The organism is Pseudomonas sp. (genome assembly GCF_030150285.1).
In the GTDB taxonomy this organism is placed as follows: domain Bacteria; phylum Pseudomonadota; class Gammaproteobacteria; order Pseudomonadales; family Pseudomonadaceae; genus Aquipseudomonas.
This window is the reverse complement of record NZ_JASLGE010000102.1, coordinates 13111-38542: the sequence shown is the minus strand read 5'-3', so window position 1 is coordinate 38542 and position 25432 is coordinate 13111. Positions and strand designations below refer to the sequence as shown.

Annotated in this window: 27 protein-coding genes and 1 tRNA gene; 15 read left to right on the top strand and 13 right to left on the bottom strand. The window is 56.3% G+C overall.

The annotated features are described in order from the left end of the window. On the bottom strand, positions 1 to 490 hold a 490-nt coding region (locus Q1W15_RS23790), incomplete at its 3' end, for an RseA family anti-sigma factor (protein ID WP_300733580.1). A 31-nt stretch (positions 491 to 521) separates the two neighbouring features. Further along, the gene (rpoE, locus tag Q1W15_RS23785) at positions 522 to 1103 is read right to left on the bottom strand and encodes an RNA polymerase sigma factor RpoE (protein ID WP_019411405.1); all 582 of its coding nucleotides are present in this window, start codon (positions 1101 to 1103) and stop codon (positions 522 to 524) included. 508 nt (positions 1104 to 1611) lie between these two features. Between rpoE and nadB the strand changes: the two genes are divergently transcribed. Then, positions 1612 to 3228 (top strand): L-aspartate oxidase, encoded by a 1617-nt coding sequence (nadB, locus tag Q1W15_RS23780; protein WP_300733575.1) that lies wholly within the window; start codon positions 1612 to 1614, stop codon positions 3226 to 3228. Here nadB and Q1W15_RS23775 read toward each other — a convergent pair. Beyond that, positions 3197 to 3649: a protein YgfX gene (locus tag Q1W15_RS23775; protein WP_300733573.1), complete on the bottom strand. Its 453-nt coding sequence runs from the start codon at positions 3647 to 3649 to the stop codon at positions 3197 to 3199. The genes nadB and Q1W15_RS23775 overlap by 32 nt on opposite strands. Beyond that, on the bottom strand, positions 3633 to 3887 hold the full coding sequence (locus Q1W15_RS23770; protein ID WP_300733571.1) for a succinate dehydrogenase assembly factor 2: 255 nt from the start codon (positions 3885 to 3887) through the stop codon (positions 3633 to 3635). The genes Q1W15_RS23775 and Q1W15_RS23770 overlap by 17 nt, the downstream gene beginning before the upstream one ends. Positions 3888 to 4036: 149 nt before the next feature. On the opposite strand from Q1W15_RS23770, the gene Q1W15_RS23765 reads away from it, so the two are divergent. Continuing rightward, entirely contained in the window at positions 4037 to 4981 is a 945-nt protein-coding gene (locus Q1W15_RS23765) for a folate-binding protein YgfZ (protein ID WP_300733570.1), read from the top strand. Positions 4982 to 5018: 37 nt separating this feature from the next. Next, positions 5019 to 5837, top strand: a complete 819-nt coding sequence (locus tag Q1W15_RS23760) for an HDOD domain-containing protein (protein WP_300733569.1) — start codon at positions 5019 to 5021, stop codon at positions 5835 to 5837. Positions 5838 to 5867: 30 nt separating this feature from the next. Here the strand turns inward: Q1W15_RS23760 and Q1W15_RS23755 are convergent, their stop codons facing one another. Then, entirely contained in the window at positions 5868 to 7268 is a 1401-nt protein-coding gene (locus tag Q1W15_RS23755) for a sensor histidine kinase (RefSeq protein WP_300733567.1), read from the bottom strand. Then, entirely contained in the window at positions 7261 to 7932 is a 672-nt protein-coding gene (locus tag Q1W15_RS23750; RefSeq protein WP_300733565.1) for a response regulator, read from the bottom strand. Before Q1W15_RS23750 ends, Q1W15_RS23755 begins: the two co-directional genes overlap by 8 nt. A 400-nt stretch (positions 7933 to 8332) precedes the next feature. On the opposite strand from Q1W15_RS23750, the gene Q1W15_RS23745 reads away from it, so the two are divergent. From Q1W15_RS23745 to Q1W15_RS23735, 3 genes are read left to right on the top strand one after another with little or no spacing between them, the layout of a single operon-like run. Beyond that, positions 8333 to 9310 (top strand): tripartite tricarboxylate transporter substrate binding protein, encoded by a 978-nt coding sequence (locus Q1W15_RS23745; RefSeq protein ID WP_300733563.1) that lies wholly within the window; start codon positions 8333 to 8335, stop codon positions 9308 to 9310. Between the two features lie 55 nt (positions 9311 to 9365). Then, entirely contained in the window at positions 9366 to 9824 is a 459-nt protein-coding gene (locus Q1W15_RS23740) for a tripartite tricarboxylate transporter TctB family protein (RefSeq protein WP_300733561.1), read from the top strand. A gap of 1 nt (position 9825) precedes the next feature. Then, positions 9826 to 11340, top strand: coding sequence for a tripartite tricarboxylate transporter permease (locus tag Q1W15_RS23735; protein ID WP_300733559.1), 1515 nt, complete (start codon positions 9826 to 9828; stop codon positions 11338 to 11340). Between the two features lie 165 nt (positions 11341 to 11505). On the opposite strand, the gene ung is transcribed toward Q1W15_RS23735, so the two are convergent. Then, positions 11506 to 12198 (bottom strand): uracil-DNA glycosylase, encoded by a 693-nt coding sequence (ung, locus tag Q1W15_RS23730; protein WP_300733557.1) that lies wholly within the window; start codon positions 12196 to 12198, stop codon positions 11506 to 11508. Between the two features lie 210 nt (positions 12199 to 12408). Further along, positions 12409 to 12843, bottom strand: coding sequence for a DUF3757 domain-containing protein (locus Q1W15_RS23725; protein WP_300733553.1), 435 nt, complete (start codon positions 12841 to 12843; stop codon positions 12409 to 12411). A gap of 418 nt (positions 12844 to 13261) precedes the next feature. On the opposite strand from Q1W15_RS23725, the gene Q1W15_RS23720 reads away from it, so the two are divergent. From Q1W15_RS23720 to Q1W15_RS23705, 4 genes are all read left to right on the top strand, one after another. Then, positions 13262 to 13483, top strand: coding sequence for a cysteine-rich CWC family protein (locus tag Q1W15_RS23720; RefSeq protein ID WP_300733548.1), 222 nt, complete (start codon positions 13262 to 13264; stop codon positions 13481 to 13483). A gap of 32 nt (positions 13484 to 13515) precedes the next feature. Beyond that, complete coding sequence (locus Q1W15_RS23715; RefSeq protein WP_300733544.1) at positions 13516 to 14208, top strand: pseudouridine synthase; 693 nt, start codon at positions 13516 to 13518, stop codon at positions 14206 to 14208. 102 nt (positions 14209 to 14310) lie between these two features. After that, positions 14311 to 15219 carry an alpha/beta hydrolase gene (locus Q1W15_RS23710; protein ID WP_300733542.1) on the top strand — a complete coding sequence of 303 codons (909 nt, stop codon included), beginning with the start codon at positions 14311 to 14313 and terminating at the stop codon, positions 15217 to 15219. A gap of 116 nt (positions 15220 to 15335) precedes the next feature. Then, positions 15336 to 15409: transfer RNA gene (locus Q1W15_RS23705), tRNA-Gly, on the top strand. Positions 15410 to 15589: 180 nt separating this feature from the next. On the opposite strand, the gene Q1W15_RS23700 is transcribed toward Q1W15_RS23705, so the two are convergent. The 3 genes from Q1W15_RS23700 to Q1W15_RS23690 all read right to left on the bottom strand — a co-directional run bounded on the left by Q1W15_RS23700 (position 15590) and on the right by Q1W15_RS23690 (position 18376). Then, entirely contained in the window at positions 15590 to 16870 is a 1281-nt protein-coding gene (locus Q1W15_RS23700; protein ID WP_300733584.1) for a diguanylate cyclase, read from the bottom strand. A 72-nt stretch (positions 16871 to 16942) separates the two neighbouring features. Beyond that, positions 16943 to 17575 carry a LysE family transporter gene (locus Q1W15_RS23695; protein WP_300733540.1) on the bottom strand — a complete coding sequence of 211 codons (633 nt, stop codon included), beginning with the start codon at positions 17573 to 17575 and terminating at the stop codon, positions 16943 to 16945. A gap of 216 nt (positions 17576 to 17791) precedes the next feature. Continuing rightward, positions 17792 to 18376 carry a YceI family protein gene (locus Q1W15_RS23690; RefSeq protein ID WP_300733538.1) on the bottom strand — a complete coding sequence of 195 codons (585 nt, stop codon included), beginning with the start codon at positions 18374 to 18376 and terminating at the stop codon, positions 17792 to 17794. Positions 18377 to 18625: 249 nt separating this feature from the next. Here Q1W15_RS23690 and olsB point away from each other — a divergent pair, with 249 nt between their 5' ends. Beyond that, on the top strand, positions 18626 to 19381 hold the full coding sequence (gene olsB, locus Q1W15_RS23685) for an L-ornithine N(alpha)-acyltransferase (RefSeq protein WP_300733536.1): 756 nt from the start codon (positions 18626 to 18628) through the stop codon (positions 19379 to 19381). Beyond that, positions 19381 to 20181: a 1-acyl-sn-glycerol-3-phosphate acyltransferase gene (locus Q1W15_RS23680; protein ID WP_300733534.1), complete on the top strand. Its 801-nt coding sequence runs from the start codon at positions 19381 to 19383 to the stop codon at positions 20179 to 20181. The genes olsB and Q1W15_RS23680 overlap by 1 nt, the downstream gene beginning before the upstream one ends. Positions 20182 to 20198: 17 nt before the next feature. On the opposite strand, the gene Q1W15_RS23675 is transcribed toward Q1W15_RS23680, so the two are convergent. Beyond that, positions 20199 to 20777 (bottom strand): ACP phosphodiesterase, encoded by a 579-nt coding sequence (locus tag Q1W15_RS23675; protein ID WP_300733532.1) that lies wholly within the window; start codon positions 20775 to 20777, stop codon positions 20199 to 20201. Positions 20778 to 20947: 170 nt separating this feature from the next. On the opposite strand from Q1W15_RS23675, the gene Q1W15_RS23670 reads away from it, so the two are divergent. The 3 genes from Q1W15_RS23670 to Q1W15_RS23660 are packed head-to-tail and all read left to right on the top strand — an operon-like array spanning position 20948 to position 23498. Then, positions 20948 to 21250 (top strand): helix-turn-helix transcriptional regulator, encoded by a 303-nt coding sequence (locus Q1W15_RS23670; RefSeq protein WP_300733530.1) that lies wholly within the window; start codon positions 20948 to 20950, stop codon positions 21248 to 21250. Positions 21251 to 21261: 11 nt separating this feature from the next. Continuing rightward, complete coding sequence (locus Q1W15_RS23665; RefSeq protein ID WP_300733528.1) at positions 21262 to 22428, top strand: MFS transporter; 1167 nt, start codon at positions 21262 to 21264, stop codon at positions 22426 to 22428. A gap of 20 nt (positions 22429 to 22448) precedes the next feature. Continuing rightward, entirely contained in the window at positions 22449 to 23498 is a 1050-nt protein-coding gene (locus tag Q1W15_RS23660) for an alkene reductase (RefSeq protein WP_300733526.1), read from the top strand. An 825-nt stretch (positions 23499 to 24323) separates the two neighbouring features. Here the strand turns inward: Q1W15_RS23660 and rpoS are convergent. Next, complete coding sequence (gene rpoS / locus Q1W15_RS23655; RefSeq protein ID WP_300733524.1) at positions 24324 to 25328, bottom strand: RNA polymerase sigma factor RpoS; 1005 nt, start codon at positions 25326 to 25328, stop codon at positions 24324 to 24326. Between the last annotated feature and the right edge of the window lie 104 nt (positions 25329 to 25432).

The window sequence follows — 25432 nt, the reverse complement described above, 5'->3', positions numbered from 1 at the left end:
GCTGATCCTGCCAGCCCGGCTGACCTTGCAGGACACCGTTGGCCATAGGGCCAGTGGCCTGATCGGCGCTTTCGCTGTAGTTGGCCAGTACTGCCGGGCCCTTGGCCATCGGCGCACTCAGGCTTTGTGCCGGGTTTTGCTGGGCCAGCTGGTTACCCACGATGTCATCCTGGTTGTACAGGCGTACACCTGCCAGAACAGCAACGGTCACCGAAGCGGCTACGGCCAGACGACCGATGCTGCGCCACGGCCCACGGGCCACCTTGGCCGGGGTTTGTTCTTCGGCCAGCGCGGCCGAAACGGCAGATGCGATGTCCAGGCGCGGAATCAACAGGTCCTTGTGCATCACAGCACGCGCCACCTGATAACGGGACCAGGTGTCACGGGTTTGTGTGTCGTCGAAGGCATTCAATACCCGACGCAGTTCCAGTTCGTCCGCTTCGTTATCCATCACTGCGGACAGCGATTCCTGCAGGGCTTCACGACTCATGGCGGTTCCTCTCTTGGCTGTCGCCGCTGTCTCAGTTTTCCTGCAACAACGGCTGCAGGGCTTTATCGATGGCTTCCCGAGCGCGGAAAATACGGGAGCGCACGGTACCCACAGGGCATTGCATGACGCTCGCAATGTCCTCGTAACTCAGACCATCAAACTCACGTAAAGTTAACGCGGTTCTCAAATCTTCTGGCAGCAGCTGAATCGTGCGATGAACGGTGCCTTCGATCTCGTCGCGGAGCAAAGCACGCTCCGGCGACTCCAGGTCTTTAAGGCCGTGATCACCATCGTAAAACTCAGCGTCTTCAGAACTCACATCACTGTCTGGCGGACGTCTGCCGCGCGATACCAGATAATTTTTCGCCGTATTAATGGCGATACGGTACAGCCAGGTATAAAAGGCACTGTCACCGCGAAAATTTCCAAGTGCCCGGTAAGCCTTGATAAAGGCTTCTTGAGCGACGTCCTGGGCTTCATGGGTGTCGTGCACAAAACGCACGATCAACCCGAGAATTTTGTGCTGGTACTTGAGCACGAGCAGATCAAAAGCGCGCTTGTCACCACGCTGTACGCGCTCGACCAGCTGCTGATCCTCTTCCTGGGTTAGCATGAATACTCCTCATAAGTCCGGGAGGAGCAACCCTTGGCTAATTGATCAGGCTTGCGAACATAGACTCGGGCTTTACGCAAAAGTTCTCTCCCCCCTGGCAGTTTCCTGCGCACTCGAATTTGGCACGCACGAAAACGCAGCTCGGGCCAGGCCGGCTGCGTCAATAATCTTGTTGTCAAACTCATCGGCTGCGGTCAAGACACACCCTCCACAGCCCATTCGACGCCGCATCTTTACGCTACGGGCAACCCACTATTGAACCCTTGACCCTGCGAAAAGTTCAAAATGCCCCCGCGAAATGATGACCCCGCTGACGATTCGAATAAGACAGCATTACACCGCTCTTGAGGTGCTGGCCAATAAAAAACTGTAAATCGGCATGCAACCCTGGCAAGTCTGAGGCAAACTCCCAGCCCGCTGTAGTATCCCAATGCCATACAAGGCCCGGCTATTGTGCCGATCCCCCCCTTTATATACTAGAGGGCGCTTTTTTGCGGACGTCTGAAGAATGAGCCAACATTTTCAACATGATGTGCTGGTGATTGGCAGCGGTGCTGCCGGTTTGAGCCTTGCGCTTACACTGCCCGAGCACCTGCGTATTGCTGTCCTGAGCAAGGGCGATCTGGCCAATGGCTCGACGTTCTGGGCACAGGGCGGCGTAGCGGCGGTACTGGATGACACCGACACCGTGCAGTCCCACGTCGAGGACACCCTCAATGCCGGTGGCGGCCTGTGCCATGAAGACGCCGTGCGATTTACCGTCGAACACAGCCGTGAAGCCATTCAGTGGCTCATTGACCAGGGCGTCCCCTTCACGCGCGATGACGCCGCCGACCCTGAGCACCCGGGCTTTGAGTTTCATCTCACCCGGGAAGGCGGTCACAGCCACCGACGCATCATTCATGCTGCTGATGCAACGGGCGCAGCCATTTTCAAGACGCTGCTCGAACAAGCACGCCAACGCCCCAACATTGAACTGTTGGAGCAACGCGTCGCCGTTGATCTGATTACCGAGCGCCGACTCGGCCATGAAGGTGACCGCTGCCTCGGGGCCTATGTACTGAACCGCGTCACCGGCGAGGTCGACACCTATGGGTCGCGCTTTACCGTTCTGGCATCCGGGGGGGCCGCCAAGGTCTACCTCTATACCAGCAACCCCGATGGCGCGTGCGGTGACGGCATTGCCATGGCATGGCGCTCGGGTTGTCGCGTGGCGAATCTGGAATTCAACCAATTCCACCCCACCTGCTTGTATCACCCGCAAGCCAAGAGCTTTTTGATCACCGAAGCCCTGCGCGGTGAGGGTGCTCATCTCAAGCTGCCCAACGGCGAACGTTTTATGCATCGGTTTGACCCCCGTGGCGAACTGGCCCCCCGGGATATTGTGGCCCGCGCCATCGACCACGAAATGAAACGCCTGGGCATCGACTGCGTGTACCTGGATATCAGCCACGAGTCCGATACCTTTATCAAAACCCACTTCCCCACGGTCTATGAGCGTTGCCTGGAATTCTCCATCGACATCACCCAACAGGCGATCCCCGTAGTACCAGCCGCGCATTACACCTGTGGCGGGGTGATGGTGGACGGTCATGGCCGCACCGACGTCCCGGGCCTGTACGCTATTGGCGAAACCAGCTTCACGGGCCTGCACGGTGCCAACCGCATGGCCAGTAATTCGCTGCTTGAATGTTTTGTGTATGCCCGCTCTGCGGCAGCCGACATTCTCGCGCAGTTGCCCCGGGTCTCAGTGCCTGAGGCCTTGCCGGGCTGGGACGCGAGCCAGGTGACCGACTCGGACGAAGACGTGATCATTGCCCACAACTGGGATGAACTGCGACGTTTCATGTGGGACTACGTCGGCATCGTGCGCACCAACAAACGCCTGCAGCGGGCGCAACACCGTGTGCGCCTGTTACTGGATGAAATCGACGAGTTCTATAGCAACTATAAAGTGAGCAGAGATCTGATTGAACTGAGGAACCTTGCTCAGGTAGCGGAACTGATGATCAGCAGTGCAATGGCGCGAAAAGAGTCTCGCGGCTTGCATTACACCCTCGACTACCCGCAGATGTTGCCCGAAGCGCTGGACACTATTCTGGTGCCAGCCACCTACGCCGGCTGAATTTCAGCCGTACGCGCAAGCGCCGGTGCTGATCCGGTGCCAGCGCGTCGCGGGGAATACACACGGCCCGCACCCGCCATTCACCGCGCCGGCTGAACCGCACAATCACCATACTTGGCAAGGCCAGGCTGTCACGGCGCAATTGCACCGGATGCCATCCCATAGAGCGGCTCCACAATTGCCAGCCTTCGGCATCACGGCGCAACCCGCGAATCGCGGCCCTGTGGGTCAGCCGGATATGTCGCGGCAGCACCCAAACCCCGTGCGCCAGGCACAACAACAGCGCAATCACCCGTGCCCAGGCAGGGATTGAAAGCAGGCAAATTGAGATCAGCGCCAGGAGTTGGGCTGCAAGATAGGCCGCCAGCAATTGCCCGGAGGCTTGCCAGCGGCACTCGAAATAATTACTTGGGCTGGACACGGTCCAGAATCATGCGAACCATGCGCTGAAGCTCCGGGTCTTCAGACTCGTTACGCTCCATGAACCAGCCAAACATGTCCTGGTCCTCACATTCCAGCAGCTTGCGATAACACTCGCGGTCTACGTCATTCAGCGTGCTGTAAACCTCCTTGACGAAAGGTACCAGCAACACATCCAGCTCAAGCATGCCGCGACGGCTGTGCCAATAGAGACGATTGAGTTCAACATCTTCGACCATGGAGCGCTCCTCAAATAGAAGGCAAGTATACAGGCCAGTTGGCCATAGACCAGTCGGCTTTGGTCCCGCATCATTGCGCTTTTACGAACTACCCATTTACAAGTCGCCCCTCTATGATGGGCCCCGGACTTTATTACCAGCGAAAACTCATGGCCGACTCTGCTTTTTTCTGCACCCTCTCCCACGAAGGCGTTCTTGCTGTGATCGGCAATGACGCCAGCAAGTTCTTGCAGGGGCAATTGACCTGCAACCTCAACTATTTGAGCGATACGCGCTCCAGCCTGGGGGCGCGCTGCACGCAAAAAGGCCGCATGCAATCCAGCTTCCGTATCGTGCTCGAACCCAATGGCTGTTTGCTGGCGATGGCCCGCGAGCTGGTTGAGCCACAGTTGGCCGATCTGAAAAAATACGCGGTGTTTTCCAAATCCAAACTGACCGACGACAGTGCCAACTGGGTACGTTTTGGTCTGCACAACGCGCAGGCAACCCTGCTGAGCCTGGGGCTCGATCTACCCGCCGACACCGACAGCGTTGTCCGGGGCGAAGGGCTAATCGCCATCCGCGCCTCTGCAGATCGTGCAGAACTGTGGGCCCCCGTGGCACAGGCTGAGCGCCTTGTGCAACACCTGGCGAGTCAGTTGCCACAAGCCGACGTGAACCCATGGCTACTGGGTCAGATCCGCGCCGGCATCGGTCAGGTCATGCCCGAAACCCGTGAGCAGTTCATTCCGCAGATGATTAACCTGCAAGCCGTGGGCGGGGTCAGCTTCAAAAAGGGCTGCTATACCGGGCAAGAAATCGTTGCCCGCATGCAGTACCTCGGCAAGCTCAAACGCCGTCTCTACCGCCTGTCGCTTGAAGGCCAGCATGCTGCGCCAGCACCCGGCACGCCTCTGTTTTGCGCCTCCCACACCAGTTCCGTGGGCGAGGTGGTGATCGCGGCTCAAGCGCAGGACGGTATCGAGCTGCTGGCCGTTCTGACTGCTGATGCCGTCGAGGCAGGCCATATTCATGTCGGTAGCGAACAAGGCCCCGTACTCACGCTGCTTGAGCTGCCTTACCTTTTAGACCGGGATCGCGAGATCCAACGCTAATTGCCTCACCTTGAATCGCAATACCTAGAGAACAGAAATGAACATGCTGGCGCACAAAGTCCAAATGGACTTGGTTAAGGCCATCGATCGAGATGACCTGGTTTTGCCGACGCTACCGGAAGTGGCGTTAAAAATCCGCAAGGCAGCAGAAAACCCCGAAATCAGCGTCAGTCATTTGAGCAAAGTCATTGGTCGCGACACGGCACTGGCCGCGCGACTGATCAAAGTCGTCAACAGCCCGCTGTTGCGTGCCCTTTATGAAGTTACCGACCTGCACACCGCCGTCACTCGCCTGGGGGTCAACTACAGCAGCAACCTGGCGATAGGGCTGGTCATGGAACAGATTTTCCATGCCCGCTCGGAGGTCATCGAAAACAAAATGCGCGACGTGTGGCGGGAAAGCCTGGAAGTCGCCGGCATTTGCTACACCCTATGCCGGCGGTACACCTCACTCAAACCCGACCAGGCCGCACTCGGCGGGCTGGTGCATCAAATAGGTGTGCTACCGATCCTGACCTATGCCGAAGAACACAATGAATTACTCTCGGACCCGGTATCACTGAACCACGTGATCGATAGCATTCACCCACTGATTGGCGACAAACTGCTCGCTGTCTGGGAGTTTCCGGAGATGCTGTTAAAACTCCCCGGCCTGTATCAGGACTTCACCCGCGACTCCAAAGCCCTTGATTACATTGATCTGGTGCAAATCGCGACCGTAATCTGCCTGAGTACCCGTGGCAGCGGGCCCTGCCCGGACTTGAGTACACTGCCCGCGTTCATGAAACTGAACGTGGAAGCCGACAGCCAAGCGTTTCAGGAAGAACTGTACACCGCGCGCAGCATGTTTATCTGAGCCATGATGTAGCCGCAGCCAACGGCTGCATCATGCCCGCTGGCTCTGCACCGGCACAAAATTCACCCGCACCTTCAACCCGCTTTGCACGCCATCATGCAGGCTGATGGTCGCCAGATGCGCGCGACACACCTCCCCCACAATCGCCAGCCCCAACCCTGAACCCGGCACGTGTTGATTGCGCCGGTAGAAACGCTCAAACACCCGCTCACGGTCTTCGTAGGGAATACCAGGCCCATCGTCTTCGATCTCCAGAACCGCCGGTGCCATAACCCGCAATATCACATTGCCACCCACCGGCGTATGAGCCAACGCGTTGTCCACCAGGTTATTCAATAGCTCACTCAGCAGCGTAGGCTCGCCCCGAAGCCACACCGGCTGGTCCGCCTCCAGTGCAAGCGCCACACCGCGCGCATGCGCCAACGGGGCCATTGCCATTCCCAACTCTCGCGCCAATTGACTGAGATCGAGCAACTGCGCACCGCCTTCTGCAATCGCACGTGCGCCGTTTTCGATACGTGCCAGCGACAGCAATTGATTGGCCAAATGCGTCAAGCGGTCGGTTCCTTGCGCCGCCTGCTCAAGGGTTTCGCGCCAAACCTGAGGGTCTTGCGCGCGCAAACCCAACTCAAGCCGAGCCTTGAGCACCGCAAGCGGCGTTCGCAATTCGTGGGAAGCATCGGCAATAAACTGCGCCTGACGCTCAAACTGCCCGCGCAATCGCTCGGTAAAGTGATTGAGCGTTTGCACCAAGGGCCGCAACTCACGCTGCACGGGCACCAGCGGCAAAGGCCGCAGGTCATCGAGTTCACGCTCCTCGACCGTTGCCCGCAAACGTTCCAGCGGCCGCAATGCGGCGCTGACGGTAAACCACACCACCAGCAAAGCCCCCAGGCCCAGCAGGCCCAGACGTAACAACGTATCCGCCATCAGACTGCGGGCCATTGCCACGCGCGCCACATCGGTTTCAGCCACGCGGATTTCAGCCATGCCATTCATGCCGGGCTCGCTCACGGCTTTAAGCAAGCTCACCACCCGCACATTCTGCCCCTGGTACTGGCCGTCATAGAAACGGGCCAAGGCCGGATAATCGTCTGTGCGCGGCGTACCGGCCGGCGGTGCCGGAAGGTTTTCATAGCCGGAAATCAGTCGCTGGTTAATATCGTTGACCTGATAGTAAATGCGCCCGGCGCTGTCATAGGCAAAAGTATCCAGGGCCACGTAAGGCACATCGGCACTCAGGCTGCCATCACGCTGCGACAGGCCCGCCGCAATCGATCGGGCCGACGCCAGAAGCGTTCGGTCATACGCCGTATCAGCCGCTTCGCGGCCGTAAAAATAGGCACTTAACCCGCTGGCCACCATCAGCACGACAAGCAACAGAGTCAATTCCCACAGCAAACGCCAACGAAGACTGTCCACTTTAAGCATCACGACCTTCCAGCAAGTACCCCAAGCCCCGGAAAGTGACGATGGCTACAGCATGGCCATCAAGTTTCTTACGCAAGCGGTGGATGTAGATCTCAATCGCATCGGAACTGGCCTCTTCATCCAGACCAAATACCTGAGCCGCCAGTTGCTCTTTGCTCATCACACGGCCGGGCCTTGCGATCAACGCTTCCAGCACCGCGTGTTCGCGGGACGTCAGAGTCAACAACTCATCCCCCAACGTGAAACGCCGCGTCCCCAGGTCATACGCCAGTGGGCCGCACTGTTGCTGGCGTTCGCCGCCCAGCACGCTGCGTCGTAACAAGGCCTTGACCCGGGCCTCCAACTCCGTCAGTTCGAAGGGCTTGGCCAGGTAGTCATCCGCCCCGAGGTTAAGCCCATGCACGCGATCTCTGACATCACTGCGGGCCGTCAACATCAACACCGGCAGGTTTTTCCCGCGCGCTCGCAATCGCGCCAGCACCTCAAAACCATCCATGCGCGGCAACCCCACGTCCAGAATCAACACCGCATATTCTTCACTGCTCAGCGCCAGATCCGCGGCCACGCCATCGTGCAGCACATCAACGGTCAGCCCCGTACTTTTCAGAGCCTGAGCCACGCTCTCAGCGAGTTGAGGCTGATCTTCGACCAAAAGAACGCGCATCCGGTTTACCTCTTTTTTATAACGGGCCCGGCCCTTTTAGCCGCGCAGTGTACAGCCGGCCTCACGACTGTGAAGCCCCTAAAAAACCGACAGGGCGCTGAAAGGTTGGCGAAAGGTTGGCCGATTAGGATCAGAAAATGGACGGCTACAACTGTCGCGCTATGGAAGCCATAGCCACACGAAAACGCCTCGACGCGCTTTCGTCAATAAGAACAATAACGGAGTACCTCAACATGCTGACCAATCAGCCCAATGCCAAATGCCTCTCTGCTTTGCCAATCAAACTCCTCAACGTTTTATCGCTGTGACGCTCCCCACGATGTGAGCGAAAAACGCTGGTTACCTGCCGTTAACCACACATCACAGCCCCCCTAAAAAAAATAACTCCTGTGGAGATGATATGAAATTCTCACTGCGTACCCTCGCTCTTGCGACCAGTTGCCTGCTGTTCACTGGCCAGTTGATGGCTGAACCGAAACGCCCGGAATGCATCGCACCGGCTTCACCGGGCGGCGGTTTTGACCTGACCTGCAAACTGGCGCAAAGCGCGCTGGTGAACGAAAAAGTCCTCAGCAAGCCCATGCGCGTGACCTACATGCCCGGTGGCGTAGGTGCTGTGGCTTACAACGCCGTGGTTGCGCAGCGCCCGGCAGATGCAGGCACGCTGGTAGCCTGGTCCAGTGGCTCGCTGCTCAATCTGGCCCAAGGCAAGTTCGGCCGGTTCGATGAGAACGCCGTGCGGTGGCTCGCGGCTGTCGGCACCAGCTATGGGGCCATTGCCGTGAAAACCGATTCGCCTTACAAGAACCTGGATGACCTGGTTCAAGCGCTGAAGAAAGACCCCAGCAAAGTGGTGATTGGTTCCGGCGGCACCGTCGGTAGCCAGGACTGGATGCAAACCGCTCTGATCGCCAAGGCCGCCGGCATTAACCCGCGCGACTTGCGTTATGTAGCACTGGAAGGCGGCGGTGAAATCGCAACGGCCTTGCTGGGTGGCCATATTCAGATAGGAAGTACGGACATCTCCGACTCCATGCCGCATATCCAAAGCGGTGACATGCGCATCCTGGCGGTGTTTTCCGACGAGCGCCTGGACGACCCGAACATGAAAAACATCCCGACCGCTAAAGAACAAGGCTACGACATTGTGTGGCCGGTGGTACGCGGTTTCTACCTGGGGCCAAAAGTCAGCGATGAAGACTACGCCTGGTGGAAAAATGCCTTCGACACCCTGTTGGCCTCAAACGAGTTCGCCACATTACGTGACCAGCGCGAGCTGTTCCCTTTTGCCATGACGGGCCCGGAACTGGACACCTACGTGAAAAAGCAAGTGGCCGACTACAAAGCCCTTGCCCAGGAATTTGGCCTGGTCCAGTAACCGCTGCCGTCAATGATTGCGCCCGCCCAATGCGGGCGCAACGCAGGAGTGACTCATGCTCTTACAACGAATTTTTGCCTCGGTAATGCTGGTGATCTGCGCCGCCCTCGCGCTGATGGCATGGCCCTATCAAGCCTCGTTTTCCTACGAGCCTGTGGGCCCGCGAGCGTTCCCACTGCTGATGCTGGCGCTGATGTCGCTGGGCTTGATCTACATGATTTTTCGTCCAACGCCCATTGTGCACAGCGAAGATGACCCACAACTGGACCGCGAAACCCTGACCAAAATTGGTCTGTGCGTCGTACTGCTGCTGATCTTTGCCGGCACCTTTGAATCCCTTGGCTTCATTCTCAGCAGCGCCCTGATTGGCATCCCGATGGCGCGCCTGTACGGCGGGCGCTGGTTGCCCAGCATTGTGATCACCAGCCTGGTGAGCGTCGGGCTTTATCTGTTGTTCGATAAAGCGATGGATGTTCCGTTACCCCTGGGCCTGCTCGACGTTCTGGAGAACTGATATGGATACTTTTAGCTATTTGGGTCAGGGCTTCGGCGTCGCGCTCACCCCTTACAACCTGGTCACCGCCTTGTGCGGTACGTTAATCGGCACCGTCGTCGGATTATTGCCGGGGCTTGGGCCGATCAACGGTGTAGCGCTGCTGATTCCAATTGCATTCGCCCTGGGCCTGCCGCCCGAGTCCGCCCTGATATTACTGGCGGCTGTGTACTTGGGCTGCGAGTACGGCGGACGCATCAGCTCCATCCTGCTGAACATTCCAGGCGAGGCCTCCACCGTCATGACCACCCTTGACGGTTACCCCATGGCCCGTAAAGGCCTGGCGGGCGTGGCACTTTCGCTGTCAGCCTGGAGTTCGTTCATCGGTGCGTTTATTGCCACCTGTGGCATGGTTTTATTTGCGCCTCTACTCGCCAAATGGGCGATTGCCTTCGGCCCGGCGGAATATTTCGTACTGATGGTGTTTGCGATTGTTTGCCTGGGCGGCATGGCGGGTGATCGTCCCCTTAAAACCTTTATTGCGGCCTTGATCGGTTTGTTTCTGTCGGGCGTCGGTATTGATGCCAACAGCGGTGTGTACCGTTTCACCGGCGACAACATCCATCTGACTGACGGCATTCAATTCGTGGTGCTGGTGCTGGGCCTGTTCTCCATCAGTGAGATCCTGCTACTGCTGGAAAAAACGCACCGCGGGCAAGAAGCGGTAAAAGCGACTGGCCGGATGATGTTTAACCTGAAGGAAGCATCCGCAGTGTTCGTGGTGAACATCCGCTGCGGCCTGCTCGGTTTTATCATGGGCGTGCTTCCGGGTGCAGGTGCCACACTGGCCAGTGCCGTCAGCTATATGACTGAAAAGCGCCTGGCAGGTGCCTCCGGAAAATTTGGCCAGGGGGACATGCGTGGCCTTGCAGCGCCCGAAACCGCCATCGGCGCTTCGGCCTGTGGCGCGTTGGTGCCTATGCTGACGCTGGGCGTCCCCGGTTCGGGCACAACAGCGGTGATGATCGGTGCCTTGTCGCTGTATAACATCACCCCGGGCCCCCTGTTGTTCCAACAACAACCGGATATTGTCTGGGGCCTGATCGCGTCATTGTTTATCGCCAACGTCATGCTGGTGATCCTCAATATTCCAATGATTCGTATCTTCACCCGAATTCTGGCCGTGCCGAATTGGGTGTTGGTACCGGTGATTGCGCTCATTACTGCGATTGGCGTCTATGCCGTGCATGCCACAACTTTCGACCTGTTTTTGATGGTCGGCATCGGCATCTTCGGTTACATCCTGCGCAAACTGGACTTCCCTCTCTCTCCGGTGCTGCTGGGCTTCATCTTGGGGGGGCTGATGGAACAGAACTTGCGTCGCGCCCTGTCGATTTCCAACGGAGCCTTGGACATTCTGTGGGCCAGCCCGATTACGCTGGGGGTCTGGGTATTGACCGCCATCATGTTGCTGATGCCTGTTCTGCGTATCTGGCGTAAACGCAGCGCTCATCGCCGGGCTGTGGCTAAGGCCTGAGTGGAGACTTAAGCGCTGCTGAAATACACCGCTGGCCTTCCTGGCCGGCGGTTGCCTCGCCTGGCTCCGTACACTCTGCAGCGAAGCCATGTGCCATCCACCGCAAAAGAGACCTGCTCTTTTGCGGCCCTCCTGCGAACCACACCCCTCATTTTCAAGACGCAATCAAGCGGCAGGCAGTTTCCAGTCGATCGGTGCCAAGCCGTTTTGCTCCAGAAACTTGTTGGTCCGGCTAAAGTGCCCGTTTCCGATAAACCCTCTATAGGCAGAAAGTGGCGAAGGGTGCACAGAGGTCAGCACCAGGTGCTTGGTTGCATCAATTAGTTTTTGCTTGCTTTGTGCATGAGCGCCCCACAACAGAAACACCAGTTTGGGCTGCTGTTCACTCACCACTTGAATAATCCGATCAGTAAAATGCTCCCAGCCTTTTTTGGCGTGAGAAGCGGCATTGGCACGTTCCACGGTCATCGTAGTGTTAAGCAGCAATACACCTTGCTCAGCCCAGTACTGCAAACACCCATGAGGGGCAATATCGATATTTAAATCACGTTTGAGTTCTTTATAGATATTGACCAACGAGGGCGGAACAGGCATTTCAGAGGGCACCGAGAAACACAACCCATGGGCCTGGCCCGGACCGTGGTAGGGATCCTGCCCCAAGATGACCACTTTGATTTTATCCAGGGGGGTCAAATTCAGAGCGTTGAAAATAAGTGGGCCCGGAGGGTAGATTTCTTTACCCGCCGCATGTTCCTGTCGCAAGAACTCACGCAGGGTGGCCATATAAGGCTGGTCGAACTCTTCGCGCAGTGCCTGTTTCCAGACGGGTTCAAGTTTTATACGATCATCTGACGTCATGTCGGGCTCCTGAAGAACAATGGCGTGGACACTAGAAAAGGTCGCTCCCCCTGTCAATTGATCTGTGCGCCACAATTGCCTTCACACCCCGTTTCTGTGCAAAACGTCTCTGCGCTCGGTGGTGCGGGGTTGAAACATCAACCCCGTGGATGCAACCCTCTTGCATCGGTCGCATCCACGCGCGTCATCAATCTGTCGAATCAAACGTAATCAGGGCACAGAAAAGGCGCATTGGCGAGCATTTGAAGCATTACATTCATAGAGCACTACACCCAACCCACTGGTGACCAGCGCCCACTGCTCAATATTTTCCAATTGCATGGCCCCGCTCGAACTGGAACCCTGACGATAGTGCACATTCACACGCGAGCGATCATTGGCTTTATATTCGCAATAGCCGATGTGCCCCATCACGCCTGCCTGATTATTTTCAGGATAAAACACCCCCCCTTCGAATGTTTTAAGCGGCGATGCCGAGAGGGCACTGGCCACTGCAATCCACTCGCTTCCTTGCTTGTTGGCCGGTGCAGTATAAACGCCACCCCTGAGTGTTATTTGAGTAACATCAGGGCAATATTCACTTTCATTGGCCAAGGCACTTGTCGCACAGAAAAAGGCACACACTACGGACATCACATACTTCATAACCACCTCGATATATCAACCAAGAAAAAACATCAGTGTCATAACAACTGAATATTTAAAATAATAGACACGCCTTATGGTTTAACAATGGATCAACATGTAGCCTTATTCCGATATTCCTGCATGAACACACTCAAGCAGTAGCGAAATTTCACCAACAGCACGTCATAGACCCAAATTAGAATTAACCGCCCCCCAATGGCCACAAAACCCTGTACACATAAAAACATAAGCGTCACGCCCCATCGACAGCCCCTATAATTAAATAACTCAGGCTCAGTACGGAGTGTGTTTATGCGAAGGTCAGGCAAGACAAAAACAGCGTGAGCATTCTGAGCCTGTTTTTAATGCAGCATCACCGATACCCAGATACATTTCGTACATCACCTGGCGCAGCCCACCTCACGGACACTTTGATATGACACCCACTGATTGCTGCCCGGCATGCGGCGCTCGCAACAACTGCTCAATGGCCAACGCGGCCTCCCAAGACACACCTTGCTGGTGCTTTAGCGTGCACATTGAACCGAGCGCCCTAGAGGCACTACCACCCGAGTGGCGGAACCAGGCATGCCTTTGCCCAAACTGCGCGAAGGCCCAAGGCACACTGCCTTCAGCGCTGGCAAAACAGCTCACGTAAGATAGACGCCTGTATTTCATGTGATTGACGCCATGCGTGTAGACCGTTTTCTGAGTAACCTGCCCCAGTTCAGCCGCCAACACGTGCGCCTTCTCCTCATAGAGAAACGTATCCAGGTCGATGGCCAGGTTGTTTGCGACCCACACCATGAGGTCCGCCCTTTCAGCCGTATCGAGCTAGATGGCCAGGTGTTACAGGCCGGCAAGCCAGCCCGCTACTTCATGCTGCATAAACCGCCGGGCTGTGTCAGTGCCACCCAGGACCCTGAACACCCGACCGTTCTGGACTTGCTGGATGAACCGCATAAAGACGAGCTACACATTGCTGGGCGGCTGGACTTCAATACCAGCGGGCTCATGCTGATCACCAATGACGGCCACTGGTCGCGCCGTTTGACGCAACCGCAAACCAAACTACCCAAGGTGTATTACGTCGAGACTGAACATGAGATAACTGCCGAGTATGCGGACACCTTCCTTAAAGGCATCTATTTCGCATATGAGCAATTGACCACACTGCCAGCCCATCTTGAACAACTCGGCCCCCGCCGTGCCCGGCTGAGCATCGTTGAGGGGCGTTACCATCAGGTAAAACGCATGTTTGGTCATTTCAACAACAAAGTGGTGCACCTGCACCGTGAGCGCATCGGCCCATTGGTACTCGATTGGCAGTTGGCCCCTGGCCAATACCGCCCTCTCACCGACGCGGAAATTCTGCTGTTCTGACCGACTTGCTCAAGTAACCCGACAAGGCAACCTACACCTGCCTGTCACAATCACCGCGCACTATTCGGCTGACCGATGCTTGACTCACTGGAGCCTGCCGCGATGCCCAAGCCCGAAACCGCTGTGCTCACCGTCCAAGGCCTCTGCCGGGTCCACACCGAGTTCTATCGCAGTGAGCACGCCGAAAACACAATCATCCTGGTCAACGGCTCGTTGGCAACCACCGCCTCGTTTTCCCAGACCCTGAAAAATCTGCACCCCCACCTGAATGTCGTACTGTACGACCAGCCCTACGCTGGCCAGTCGAAGCCTCACAACCCGCACCCCACCTTGCTGACAAAAGAGCTGGAGGCACAGGTTCTTCTGGAGCTGATTGAGCATTTTGGTGCCAATTGTTTGATGTCATTCTCATGGGGAGGCATTGCCGCGCTGACGGCGTTGGGGTGTGCGCCCAAACGCATTGAGAAAGCGGTTATCAGTTCCTTTTCGCCACTTATCAACGACCCGATGCGCGACTACTTGAAACATGGCCGTCGCTGGCTTGCCGACCGCAATCGCCTCCAACTGGGCAATCTGGTCAACAACACCTTGGGCAAACATCTACCACCGTTATTCAAACGCTATAACTTTCGGCATGTCAGCACCTTGGCAGACCATGAGTACGCGCAAATGCACTTTCATATTGACCATATCTTGAGCAGTGATCCGCGGAGCTATCTCCAAGCCATCCACCCGATCCAGATCCCCGTGTTGTTTATCAATGGCGAATGGGACGAGTACACCATGGCCAGCGATGCGCAGCATTTTGCGCAATCGTTGCGTCAAAGCCAGTTCATAACCCTGGAAAACACCGGGCACTTTCTCGACATGGAACACAAAACGGCCAGCCGCAATAGCCAGATCGCATTGCTGGACTTTTTAGAGCCGACGCACCTTGCACGCGCCAGCGACATCCCCCACTCCCGACACAAAGGCTGGAACAGCGCGCCTAACTGCGTATTTTCAGAATAAAAACTTCTCTTCAGGGCCGACTTCTGTTACAAAGTCAGCCGTTCAGAGCGGGTGTCGTACCGTAGCGAGGGTTCTTAATGAACAGCTTGTTACGCACGTAAAGGCACACACTCAATGCGGGTATAGTTTAGTGGCAAAACGAAAGCTTCCCAAGCTTTAGTTGAGGGTTCGATTCCCTCTACCCGCTCCAATTTCTCCTTGCTCAACACCTGTCAGTCACACAGCCCTCAAACAGGGCTCCCGCCAGTGACTGAATACGTTGTCTTTTCGTTACACGTCTTACCCCTGCGCTTCGTGGCTGCTCTGAAAACAGGCCTCACGCAGCGCCCCTTGCAGGAGAAGCCGCCTTTTGGCCCTCTACTCACAAGCCCTAGCGCACGCCTTTTTTTACCTGATACATCGCAATATCGGCGTGGTGCAGCAACTGCTGGGAATGCTCACCATGTTCGGGGTAAACCGCAACACCGATGCTAAGGGTGATATGCAGCACATGGTTTTCAACCTCAATCGGCTGACTGAGATGAAACCGGAGTTTATCGGCCAAGACAGTCATGTGTTCAGGCCTTTTCAGGCTCTCCAACACCAATACAAATTCATCACCGCTCATTCTGGCAACCGTGTCGGTTTCACGCACGCACTGCTTCAAACGCAACGCCACCTGCTGCAACAACGCATCGCCCACAGCATGCCCATAGTTGTCATTGACGTGTTTGAAGCGGTCCACGTCGACATACATCACCCCTAAATACTGCCGTTCACGCTTAGCACGGGCCAAGGCCATGTTCAGGCGCTCGTAAAAAAACGTACGGTTGGGCAAGTGCGTCAAAGCGTCGTATTGCGCCAGATACTGCAAGCGGGTGTGTAGCTGCTTTCGCTCGATAGCGGCAGCGAGTTGAGTAGATACAAACTGCAAGAGCTCTTTATGCGCGTCGGTGAAGCGCTCACCCTCCGCTGAGCTTTTGACCAGCAAGGCACCAATAATCCCGTTCTGGGTGGTCAGCGGCACGCCCAGCCATGACGGCGAATGTTCAGCGCTGTGCAACACCGCCTGGCCGCTGTGAATGACTTGATCACTCAACCGCCTGACCTCGTTCATTTGCGGCTCAGGCTGGTCATCAATGTGATAGGGAAAGCTCAGCGAACCCTGGGCCGGGTCGCAGAGGGCGACCGAAAAATTCAGGGCCGGCAGCCATTGGCCCAGAAGTTGATGCACCCGCTTGAACAGTTCCAACAAGTCTTCGGCTGCATGGGCGGCTTCCGAAATGGCGAACAGTGCCATCTGCCTCGCCTCGGCCTGTTTGCGCTCGGTAATATCCCGGGCTACGGCGATACGCAGTTGATAGGTTTCAGACCAGCGCGCCGACCATGAAATATGAGCCACCTGCCCATCTTTGCGCAGGTAACGGTTCTCAAAATTCAACTTGGGCTCTCCGCCCATGATTTCACCGGCCGCTCGCAAAGTTCGCTCTCGGTCCGCCGGAAAAACCAGGTCGATCATCCGCTGACCGATCAGTTCATGCTGTTCATAGCCCAGAATGCGCTCACAGGCCGCGCTGATGTAGACGAAGTGCCCTTGCCGGTCGACCACGCACACAGCGTCGAGCAGCAAATCAATGAAGGTGGCTTGAGACAGATAGTGTTTGAAGTCCATAAAGGCACTCGATGCTTCAAGTGATGTAAAAGCATCCATACTGTTGCGCCTGTACCGTGCATTCCCTGCTATTCAGCCAACGCCCAGCAGCCCAGGCAGCGCATGTGCCAAGGCACTGATCGCAAAGCCGATAAACATGACGCCACACAACCGGGTGATCATGAGTTCATGGCGCTGATAAAGTGCCCGCACGTGTCCGGCACCCACAATCCCGATCAAAATCACGTACGCCGCTGCGCCCCCCAGAAAACTCAACACAATGAGCCAGGGCAACATTGCCCAGGTCAGCAGCTCTGCGCGGCTGGACAGCAACGCGGTGAACGTAGCCACCGCCACAGGGTAAGCCTTGGGGTTGGTCAAACCGAAGAATATGCCATGGGTAAAAGGCCGGCGGGCCGGGCCTTGCTGAACACCGCTGCGGGGCTGGGCGCGTACAGCCCGCAGCCCCAGCCAAAACAGGTACAAACCGCTGAGCAGGCCGAGCACATTGAATGCGGTGCTACCAAACTCGCGCGCCCCCACAATCGCAATCAGCGCCGTGCTGCACCAGATCACGTCACCCAACAAATGCCCACACAGAAACCCGGCACCCGCACGCCTGCCACGGGCTGCGCCAATACCAAAAACCGCTAGCACGCCGGGCCCCGGGGTGATGCCATAGATAAAGCCCGAAGCCAGTACGGCCAACAACAACGAGAATGTCATGCAAAACGCTCCAGAGAAATCGTGCCTCACGCCCTCCAGCGACCCGTGAAGTGGGTCGAGTTTGCACGTTCTTAAACATTCTGTAACCGGATGCCGAGCAAAATACCGTCTCCGGTTAACGCTGGTTCATCCGGGCACTGCCCCTCAGGCGATCAACGCTACCCCCATGGCATGCTTTACCTGCCAAAGGGGAGCACCGCATCTGCGATAAACCAATCAACGCGCCGTGAAAATTAGCACCGCTCCCACGGGTACGGAAAAGCTGATCGCAGACACATCGGCCATTTTGCGCAAGGATTCAAGCGCCGGTTGTAGGCCAAAGTCTTCGGCTTGCACCATCAACGGCTCCAGGGTCACCACTTGAAAGCGGCGCTCATCAAGACGTGTGGCCAGCAACTCAGCGTTATAGGTGTGCTGCTTACCCCGCAACGTGACCGTGACCGGTAAACGTAACTCCACTTGCGCTCCGGGAGCGAGATCGTTGATGGGCTGCAGGTTGATCTGTGCCGTTATTTGCGCCTCAGGGAAATGCTTGAAATCAAACAGCAGATCGCGCATTCGCTCATCGCGCAAAGGCACTGAGCTGTTGATCGAGTCCATCTCAATACGTAACAACGCATGCCCTTTGCCATCCACCTTGCCATGCAACACCAGAAAACGATGAACATTGGCAACGTTGGCATTTTGCGTGGTGATAAATGACAGCCGGGAAGACTCTCCATCAAGGTACCAATTGGCCTGAGCCGACAGGCTCATGCCCAGGGTCAGGGTGCTGACAAGGGCTAAAAACGCTTTGAACATAAAAACTCACAACCGATAAACGTGGGCGAACCTTACCCCGAGTCGAGGCAGTTGCAAGCGATCTTGACAGGTTTTTCTCGTAACCGTTCACGATGTGCCCTGCCCCATACATGCCCGTCCAGCGCCCTGTCATGCAAGCATCATCCAAATGTCACGGTGGTGACATTGCACCTGCCTAGCCTGAAGTTGCGCCCCTCAGTCGATTGGCAGAAACCCAAGACAGGCACCGCGCCTGCACGGAGATTCGCAATGTCCCAGATCGCCCGCCTCCGCGACACCGCACCAGAAAGACGTTTGCAAGCAGAGCGCCTGATCGGCCCCGGTGCCTTGCGCGAGGCTCAAGCCTTGCGCTTTCGAGTGTTCAGCGACGAGTTGCACGCCAAACTCAAAAGCGCCGAACATGGCTTGGATGAGGACGGCTACGACGCCTATTGCGAGCACATCGGCGTGCGCGACCTCAACAGCGGCCAACTGGTGGCCACGACACGGCTGTTGGATCACCGCGCCGCCCTCTCGATAGGGCACTTCTACAGCGAAGAAGAGTTCAACTTGCACGGCCTGGCTCACCTTCAGGGTCCCGTCCTGGAAATTGGCCGCACCTGTGTGGATCCGGCCTACCGCAACGGCGGCACCATTGCCGTACTCTGGGGCGAATTGGCTGAAGTCCTGAACCGAGGTGATTACCGGTATCTGATGGGGTGCGCCAGCATTCCCATGCACGATGGCGGCATCCAGGCTCAGGCGATCATGCAACGTCTACGCGAGCGTTACCTGTGCACTGAACATCTGCGTGCAGAGCCCAAAAAACCGCTGCCGGCGCTGGAGATACCGGCTAACGTCATCACGGAAATGCCACCGCTACTCAAGGCCTACATGCGTTTGGGTGCCAAGATCTGCGGCGAGCCGTGCTGGGATGAAGATTTTCAGGTCGCCGATGTATTCATCCTGCTCAAACGCGACGAACTGTGCCCACGTTACGCTCGCCACTTCAAGGCGGCGATGTAATGAATCGCCTGCGCCGGTATGGACGCGTCATGCGCGTGCTCGCCGTGGTCAGCCTGGGGCTGTGCATGGCAAGCGTGTTCGCCTTGCTCGAGCGTATGCCGTTCAACGGCACAATGGCGCGTCGACAGCGCTGGTCGCAATTTTTTATGGCTCGCTTGAGCAATGCCCTGCCCTTTCGTATCAAGGTTATCGGTGACCTGCCTGCCGCGCCCATGCTGTGGGTGAGCAACCATGTGTCATGGACTGACATTGCGCTGCTAGGCCAGCTCACGCCCCTGTCGTTTTTGTCCAAGGCTGAAGTGCGCGACTGGCCCGTGGCGGGCTGGCTGGCAGCAAAGGCTGGCTGCCTGTTTATTCGCCGAGGTGCCGGTGACAGCCAACTCATCAGCCAACAAATGAGCCAGCGCCTCCAACACCCCCTGCCCTTGCTGATGTTTCCGGAAGGCACGACCACCGATGGACGCTCAGTGCGCACGTTCCATGGCCGGCTCCTGTCAGCGGCCATTGAAAGTCGTGTTTCACTGCAACCCGTAGCCATTCGCTATTTGCGTAACGGGGAGCCTGATCTTGTCGCCCCCTTTATTGGGGATGACGACCTGGTGTCGCATTTGATGCGCTTGTTTGCTCACGAATACGCCGAAGTCGAAATTCATTTACTCGAACCGATTGCGTGTGAGCACCAGGAGCGCGCCGTATTGGCGTTCAGGGCGCAAGAAGCCATTCGACATGTACTGTGCGGCACACCTACAGATTGCCCCAAGGAGCACGCGTGTGGCGAGATGACGGCTCAGAGCGTGTAAGCACCGGCGCCCCCCCCTCAGCGTTCCCGCTCTGCCACCGAGAACGCCTGTAACTGCGGGTAAAATGCTCGAAAGTCTTCACTGAGCGGCTCATATAAAGCCTTCAAGTCCTGCATGGCCCCGGCCAGTTCATCAGGGCGAGATAAACGTCGCGCAATCCCCTTGAACACTTGTTCCAGCACGTCGAAACGACGATAGGACCCCAACCAGTCATGCATTGCCATGTGCGGCGCAATGGGCGCAAGGCGGCTCGGCAACTGCGGTTGCGATACCAGCACCCGGTAAAAGTCCGATGTAAAACGTTCGAGCGGCCCCTCTCCATACAAGGCCCAATCCCGCGCCAGGCAATGATCGAAAAACACATCAAGCACAATGCCGGCATAACGACGTCGGGTTCGGGTAAAACGCGACAACGACTGATCGACCAGCGGGTGCGCGTCGGTAAAGGCATCAATGCTGCGGTGCAATTGAATCGCCGATTCGATCACAGCGCTGTACTGCCCGCGCAGAGGGCCTTTGACGAAATCGCCATAAAGGCTGCCGAGTAATTCTTCAGGGCGTTGGCCGCCCACGTGTAAATGTGCGAGATAATTCATGCTGTGCAGTCTAGCACCGCACTGCTGAACATCGACCTATAATATCGTTATAACCCGATATACCGATTTGATCCGAACTAAGCACCAAATCATATTTGTGTATCGCGATATTACGATTTAAAGTTCGCCTCATCGCGATATAACGCTGCGCCTCATTGAGCACTGACACCATGCCGATCGACCTCGACGAAATAATAAAAGCCCTGGCACACCCAGTACGCCGAGAAATCCTCAATCTTCTCAAAAACCCAGAAGCCCAGTTCCCCGACCAGCTCCACTCCACTGAACACGGCGTGTGCGCCGGGCAGTTCGACCAACGCTGCGGCCTGTCACAGTCGACGGTCTCGGCTCACCTGGCCACGTTGCAGCGTGCTGGCCTGATTACCAGCCAAAAGCATGGTCAGTGGCACTTCTTCAAACGTAACGAGGACACGATTCAGGCGTTCCTCGAAAAAATCAGCCACGAGCTTTAACAAGGACCATCATGCCTCTCTCGCTACTCATTCTTGCGCTCAGCGCCTTCGCCATTGGAACCACCGAGTTCGTGATTATGGGCTTATTGCCTGATGTTGCGGCCGACCTTGGTGTGTCCATTCCCGGTGCAGGGTGGCTGGTCACCGGTTACGCATTGGGCGTGGCCATTGGTGCTCCCTTCATGGCACTGGCCACGGCCAAACTGCCACGCAAGGCTGCGCTGGTAGCGTTGATGGGCATTTTTATCATCGGCAACCTGCTGTGCGCACTGGCCAGCGATTACAACGTGCTGATGTTTGCTCGCGTGGTCACGGCCTTGTGCCATGGCGCATTTTTCGGCATTGGTTCAGTGGTGGCAGCCGGCCTGGTGCCCGCTAACAAGCGCGCCTCGGCGGTGGCCTTGATGTTCACCGGTTTGACCCTCGCTAACGTGCTGGGTGTGCCGCTGGGCACTGCGTTGGGCCAGGTAGCCGGCTGGCGCTCGACTTTTTTTGCCGTCACCGTGATTGGGGTTGTGGCGTTGATTGGTCTGATCCGCTTTCTACCGGCCAAACGTGACGAAGAAAAACTCGACATGCGCGCCGAACTGGCCGCACTCAAAGGGGCGGGCATCTGGCTTTCACTGAGCATGACAGCACTGTTTGCCGCCTCGATGTTCACCCTGTTTACCTACGTCGCCCCTTTGCTCGGTGATGTCACTGGAGTATCGCCCAACGGCGTGACCTGGACCTTGCTACTGATCGGCCTGGGCCTGACCGTCGGCAATATCATCGGCGGCAAACTGGCAGACAAGCGGCTCGCCGCGACCTTGATCGGTGTGTTCATCGCCATGGCCGTGATTTCAACCGCTTTGAGCTGGACCAGTGTGGCCGTGATCCCGACTGAAATAACCCTTTTCCTGTGGGCCACGGCTTCATTTGCCGCCGTACCCGCACTGCAAGTGAACGTGGTGACCTTTGGCAAAGCCGCCCCCAACCTGGTGTCCACCCTGAATATCGGTGCTTTCAACATCGGCAACGCATTAGGGGCCTGGGTGGGCGGGAGCGTCATTGCCCACGGTTTTGGCCTCACCAGCGTGCCATTAGCGGCCGCTGCACTCGCGGTACTCGCCCTGCTGGTCACCCTGATTACTTTTCGCCAGAGCGGTAATGCCGAACTGGCCACTGCCACACACTGATCCTTGAGAGGACTGCATTGATGACTACGATTTTCGATCCAATCACCCTGGGCGATCTCGAACTGCCCAACCGCATCATCATGGCACCGCTCACCCGTTGCCGTGCTGACGAGGGTCGAGTTCCCAACGCGCTGATTGCCGAGTACTACGTTCAACGCGCTTCAGCAGGCCTGATCCTGAGCGAAGCTACCTCCGTGACGCCCATGGGCGTTGGCTACCCGAACACGCCCGGTATCTGGTCCAACGACCAGGTCCGCGGCTGGAAAAACGTCACAGAGGCCGTCCATGCCGCCGGCGGCCGTATTTTCCTGCAACTGTGGCATGTGGGCCGTATCTCCCATCCGATGTACCTGAACGGCGAAACACCCGTTGCACCAAGCGCCATTGCTGCCAAAGGCCATGTCAGCCTGGTACGTCCGAAGGTTGACTTCCCTGTGCCGCGCGCCCTGGAAACAGCCGAAATTGCAGATATCGTCGAGGCTTACCGCACGGGTGCCGAGAACGCTAAAGCGGCGGGTTTTGACGGGGTCGAGATCCACGGTGCCAACGGCTACTTACTTGATCAGTTCTTGCAGAGCAGTACCAACAAGCGCACCGACCACTATGGCGGCTCTTTGGAGAACCGTGCACGGCTGCTACTCGAAGTGACTGATGCGGCCGTTGACGTGTGGGGGCCGGGCCGGGTTGGGGTGCATTTGTCACCTCGCGCCGACCTGCATGACATGGGCGATGACAACCGGGCTGAAACCTTTGGCTATGTCGCCAAAGAGCTGGGCAAGCGTCGCATCGCCTTTATTTGCTCACGCGAAGCAGCAGGCCCTGACAGCCTGGGCCCGGACCTTAAAGCAGCCTTTGGCGGCCCCTACATCGCCAATGAACGGTTCACCAAAGACAGCGCTAATGCCTGGATTGCCGATGGCAAGGCCGATGCAGTGGCCTTTGGCGTGCCCTTTATTGCCAACCCTGACCTGCCCGCGCGTTTTAAGGCCAATGCACCACTGAACGAGGCCGATCAGAACACCTTCTACTCAGCGGGTGCTACCGGGTTCATCGACTACCCGGCGTTGTAAGCACAGAGCGTAAAAAACGACTTTCCTTCTGCTCAATGCAAAACGCCCAAGGCTTATGCCTTGGGCGTTTTTTAATTTTTTCAAAGCATCTGAAGAGAGGCTATGCCTTTCAATGCTTTTGGATGGTAAAAAAAGGGGCGGTTTGACCCGCCCACATTTTTTCCCTAGTCCCTTTTTCCCTTCTCATCATCCTGATGAACCGCATCCTGCGATGTCCTTTAGCATTCATCCTGAAAGCTGCGTCGATCCGTCGACACAGTTAAGATATTAGAGTCTTGTGGCATTGCTGCAAGCGAGCCAGTTATATATTTTTATTACATACACAGCCATCTTAAAAATAAAAATTCATAAAAATCAATATCATACAAAATCTTCAAAGTAAGAAAAGCGCATAAAGTAGCCTCACTCAAGCTCTTGGCTTACATGAGATGTAAGTAAAGGCTTACAACTTATAGCTAGTAAAGCTTAACCCCACGTTTGATGCCTTACTTGAAACAATAAGTCTTACTGAAAAAAACTCCAAATTGTTATAAAAATTCAGAAATGGCTACCTACCAATGCGTACATATATATGGTTAAGTATACGAAGGTAAATCATCCACATTCTATTCGTGCAGGTGTCCATACCCTGCTTTCGAATGTAGGTAAGGTGTAACGCTTGGAAGCGCCGAAGCAATCGCTATAAGTACTACAAAGAAAAACGCCCCAGGTCTGTGAGACCTGGGGCGTTGAAAACTGCAAACGCTTCATTTATTTCGTCAAACTACCACTTACCCCAATTAACCGTTTGGCAAACACGGCGAGCCTGAGTAAGCGTTTGACGCCTTACTGAAATAACGACTCGCTCGATAAACCATTACGCTCAAGAATTTCTCGCAGGCGCTTAAGCCCCTCGACCTGAATCTGTCGGACACGCTCACGGGTCAGGCCAATCTCCAGACCGACATCTTCAAGCGTACTGCTTTCATGCCCCCTCAAGCCGAAACGGCGAATCACCACCTCTCGTTGCTTGTCCGTGAGCTCAGACAACCACTCATCAATGCTTTGCGACAAGTCATCGTCCTGCCGCAGATCACAGGGATCGGTAGGACGGTCATCGGTCAGCGTATCGAGCAGTGTTTTATCAGAGTCCGGCCCCAGAGAAACGTCTACCGAGGACACGCGTTCATTGAGCCCAAGCATGCGCTTGACCTCTGCAACGGGTTTTTCGAGCAGGTTGGCTATTTCTTCAGGGGAAGGTTCGTGATCGAGCTTTTGCGTGAGCTCTCGCGCAGCGCGCAGGTAAACGTTGAGTTCTTTAACGACATGAATCGGCAGGCGAATGGTGCGGGTTTGATTCATGATCGCCCGTTCAATCGTCTGACGGATCCACCAAGTCGCATAGGTAGAAAAACGGAACCCACGCTCAGGGTCAAATTTCTCGACAGCCCGAATCAGTCCCAGGTTGCCCTCCTCAATCAAATCAAGCAGCGACAGCCCACGATTGACATAGCGTCTGGCGATTTTGACCACCAGGCGCAAATTACTTTCAATCATGCGTTTACGCCCAGCCGGATCTCCACTTTGCGACAATCGCGCAAAGTGAACTTCTTCTGCAGGGGAGAGCAAGGGGGAAAAACCAATCTCATTGAGGTACAACTGAGTCGCATCAAGCGCCCGCGTGTAATCAATGTACTTGTGCTGTTTCGTAGCTGACGCTTTTTTTGACTTGGTGCGAGTAGCAGGGGTTGTTTCATCATCTTCTGACATCAAGTCACTGTCGATATCGATGTCCATAAGGAGCACCTCATCGTCGATGTCAAACCCCGGCGCTTCTTTGTTGAGAGCCATTGTTATAGTCCTTTGGTGAGTTCGACCTCAAGCTCAAGCACCGCCTCTATCCTTGGCAACGCTGGAGCCTGTTCCTTAACTACATCAGGAACAGGCTGGTAACC

Excerpts from the sequence above, each read along its gene's own strand:
- Q1W15_RS23720 (WP_300733548.1), top strand. The coding sequence starts at position 13,262 with ATGACACCCACTGATTGCTGCCCGGCATGCGGCGCTCGCAACAACTGC.
- Q1W15_RS23755 (WP_300733567.1), bottom strand. The coding sequence starts at position 7,268 with ATGCTTAAAGTGGACAGTCTTCGTTGGCGTTTGCTGTGGGAATTGACT.
- Q1W15_RS23735 (WP_300733559.1), top strand. The coding sequence starts at position 9,826 with ATGGATACTTTTAGCTATTTGGGTCAGGGCTTCGGCGTCGCGCTCACC.
- Q1W15_RS23715 (WP_300733544.1), top strand. The coding sequence starts at position 13,516 with ATGCGTGTAGACCGTTTTCTGAGTAACCTGCCCCAGTTCAGCCGCCAA.
- Q1W15_RS23770 (WP_300733571.1), bottom strand. The coding sequence starts at position 3,887 with ATGGTCGAAGATGTTGAACTCAATCGTCTCTATTGGCACAGCCGTCGC.
- Q1W15_RS23670 (WP_300733530.1), top strand. The coding sequence starts at position 20,948 with ATGCCGATCGACCTCGACGAAATAATAAAAGCCCTGGCACACCCAGTA.
- Q1W15_RS23750 (WP_300733565.1), bottom strand. The coding sequence starts at position 7,932 with ATGCGCGTTCTTTTGGTCGAAGATCAGCCTCAACTCGCTGAGAGCGTG.
- Q1W15_RS23740 (WP_300733561.1), top strand. The coding sequence starts at position 9,366 with ATGCTCTTACAACGAATTTTTGCCTCGGTAATGCTGGTGATCTGCGCC.
- Q1W15_RS23680 (WP_300733534.1), top strand. The coding sequence starts at position 19,381 with ATGAATCGCCTGCGCCGGTATGGACGCGTCATGCGCGTGCTCGCCGTG.
- olsB (WP_300733536.1), top strand. The coding sequence starts at position 18,626 with ATGTCCCAGATCGCCCGCCTCCGCGACACCGCACCAGAAAGACGTTTG.
- Q1W15_RS23760 (WP_300733569.1), top strand. The coding sequence starts at position 5,019 with ATGAACATGCTGGCGCACAAAGTCCAAATGGACTTGGTTAAGGCCATC.
- Q1W15_RS23675 (WP_300733532.1), bottom strand. The coding sequence starts at position 20,777 with ATGAATTATCTCGCACATTTACACGTGGGCGGCCAACGCCCTGAAGAA.
- rpoS (WP_300733524.1), bottom strand. The coding sequence starts at position 25,328 with ATGGCTCTCAACAAAGAAGCGCCGGGGTTTGACATCGACGATGAGGTG.
- Q1W15_RS23660 (WP_300733526.1), top strand. The coding sequence starts at position 22,449 with ATGACTACGATTTTCGATCCAATCACCCTGGGCGATCTCGAACTGCCC.
- Q1W15_RS23690 (WP_300733538.1), bottom strand. The coding sequence starts at position 18,376 with ATGTTCAAAGCGTTTTTAGCCCTTGTCAGCACCCTGACCCTGGGCATG.
- Q1W15_RS23745 (WP_300733563.1), top strand. The coding sequence starts at position 8,333 with ATGAAATTCTCACTGCGTACCCTCGCTCTTGCGACCAGTTGCCTGCTG.
- Q1W15_RS23710 (WP_300733542.1), top strand. The coding sequence starts at position 14,311 with ATGCCCAAGCCCGAAACCGCTGTGCTCACCGTCCAAGGCCTCTGCCGG.
- Q1W15_RS23695 (WP_300733540.1), bottom strand. The coding sequence starts at position 17,575 with ATGACATTCTCGTTGTTGTTGGCCGTACTGGCTTCGGGCTTTATCTAT.
- rpoE (WP_019411405.1), bottom strand. The coding sequence starts at position 1,103 with ATGCTAACCCAGGAAGAGGATCAGCAGCTGGTCGAGCGCGTACAGCGT.
- Q1W15_RS23725 (WP_300733553.1), bottom strand. The coding sequence starts at position 12,843 with ATGAAGTATGTGATGTCCGTAGTGTGTGCCTTTTTCTGTGCGACAAGT.
- ung (WP_300733557.1), bottom strand. The coding sequence starts at position 12,198 with ATGACGTCAGATGATCGTATAAAACTTGAACCCGTCTGGAAACAGGCA.
- Q1W15_RS23765 (WP_300733570.1), top strand. The coding sequence starts at position 4,037 with ATGGCCGACTCTGCTTTTTTCTGCACCCTCTCCCACGAAGGCGTTCTT.
- Q1W15_RS23700 (WP_300733584.1), bottom strand. The coding sequence starts at position 16,870 with ATGGACTTCAAACACTATCTGTCTCAAGCCACCTTCATTGATTTGCTG.
- Q1W15_RS23665 (WP_300733528.1), top strand. The coding sequence starts at position 21,262 with ATGCCTCTCTCGCTACTCATTCTTGCGCTCAGCGCCTTCGCCATTGGA.
- nadB (WP_300733575.1), top strand. The coding sequence starts at position 1,612 with ATGAGCCAACATTTTCAACATGATGTGCTGGTGATTGGCAGCGGTGCT.